This window comes from Gilliamella sp. B2923, assembly GCF_026536565.1.
In the GTDB taxonomy this organism is placed as follows: Bacteria; Pseudomonadota; Gammaproteobacteria; order Enterobacterales; family Orbaceae; genus Gilliamella.
The window spans coordinates 1-1,725 of the sequence record NZ_JAFNNZ010000039.1; the positions used below are offsets into that span (position 1 = coordinate 1).

Sequence of the window (1,725 nt, forward strand, 5' to 3'; positions counted from 1 at the left end):
CGTTGTAACCCCAACGCTGAAAAGATAACACCACGCCATCATAGATACTGCGCAATTCATTTGCTTCTTTTGATGTTGATGCTAACAGTTGGTTTATTTGCTGATAGCCTCAAACCACAGTAACTATTAGGATAGCGGGGCTGGAGCAGATAAAATTTTATGTCAGATTGCCCTGTTATTATTAAAATTGAGCAGGGCTAGTTGATAGTAGAACTTGCGAGGTAGATTCTAAAAACAAACAAATCCCAGCTTTTTGAGCTGGGAACTAAATTATTTACCAAAGATCTTAATCCCTAAACGACGACACTCCAAATACCACATAGCGATTCCTACAGGGATACCAAAAGGAGCTAGTTTACAAGCTATATATATATCTTTAGTATCAATTACAAATTCATTTGTTTTAAAATAAAACAAAAATGAAAATATTAAACTTATAATTAAAATACTAAAAAACAAGATTAAAGGCATCGCTATACATAGAAACAGTAATGCTAAATATTTTCTATTTTTCTTCATCTCATTTACTCTTCATCAGATCATTAATCTTATTGTCAATTAATTCTCCTGTAGCAGAGTCTACGACTCCCCCGGAAATAGCCGGAATAGAACTTTGAGAAGCGGGTTTAGTAATAGTCCAAATTCCAATAGGAATCCACTCATATTGTTTTGATACTGGATTAAATAATTTCTCTAATGGACCTTGTAACATCTTGCCGCCAAGATAACCAAAACCAGATCCTATTGCACTAGCAGCAGCACCAATTAACGGATCTTCATCCTTTAAATAATTTGATGTTGCACCGCCTGCGGCATTCCAACCAACTGTCCCCCAAAACCCTGTCCCTGCACCACCAGTAACAGCACCAACTCCTGATGCAATTCCTACATCAGTCCAATTAATACTTCCATCTGGATTTAATGTATATTGCATTCCTGCATTAATGGCGCCACTCAGTGAACCACCAATTATTGCAGTATTAGGAAGAACAGCACCTCCTACAATTATACCTGTTGCAACACCGCTTGCAATTGCTCTATCTCGAATCATTTCATTCGCATAATCTGTTGCTGCTTTTTCATCACCTTTAAATAGTAACAAACCATCTCGATAATCACGGTCAAATTCATCCATTACTTGCAAGGCCATAAAATTATTCTCAACCGCATTCTTTCCGGCAGCCATTGCCGCACCGGCAGCGCCGGTATCACCGCCACCGGCGGCAATCGATGGACCACCTTGCAGCTCAGCAACAACGGCGCCGAGTATCGCATGGGCAATTAAGTTACCGGCGATATCATCGGTCACCCAGTTACCTTTTTCATCAGCATGACCGGTATGCAGTTTGATTTGCTCGGCAATCCACGGCGCACTGGCACCCGCCAGACTACCGGTAATATCACCGGTAATCACCCCGGTCACTATCGCCATAGCGGTATCAATCCCTTTACTGACATCACCGCCCATTGTGCCCAGATTTTTATCTTTATTGGTTTTTAGCTGAGTATCAACCAGCGCGTAATAAATGGAATCCTGATTCGCGCTATAATATTGTTCAAATGAGGCGTATTTCGCTTTTTCCTCATCACTTAAATGTTTATATCGCTTTTCCGCTTCCGCCCGGATTAACGCATCCTTGTTTTTATCCACCTCTTTTTGTGCCTCAATGCGGTCATATTTCTTCACCACACTTTTAGCCTGCTGGGCAATATCTTTAATCAGCT

Annotated in this window: 1 protein-coding gene and 1 pseudogene; both read right to left on the bottom strand. The window is 40.7% G+C overall.

Annotated elements, in window-relative coordinates; translation table 11 throughout:
• Positions 1-270: 270 nt before the first annotated feature.
• Positions 271-519 (bottom strand): hypothetical protein, encoded by a 249-nt coding sequence (locus J3U42_RS12205; protein ID WP_220218601.1) that lies wholly within the window; start codon positions 517-519, stop codon positions 271-273.
• A 1-nt stretch (position 520) separates the two neighbouring features.
• Positions 521-1,725, bottom strand: a pseudogene (locus J3U42_RS12210) (hypothetical protein); the annotation flags it as partial.

What these genes read in the sequence shown, in the direction of transcription:
- J3U42_RS12205 (WP_220218601.1), bottom strand. Translation starts at nt 519, where the DNA reads ATGAAGAAAAATAGAAAATATTTAGCATTACTGTTTCTATGTATAGCG.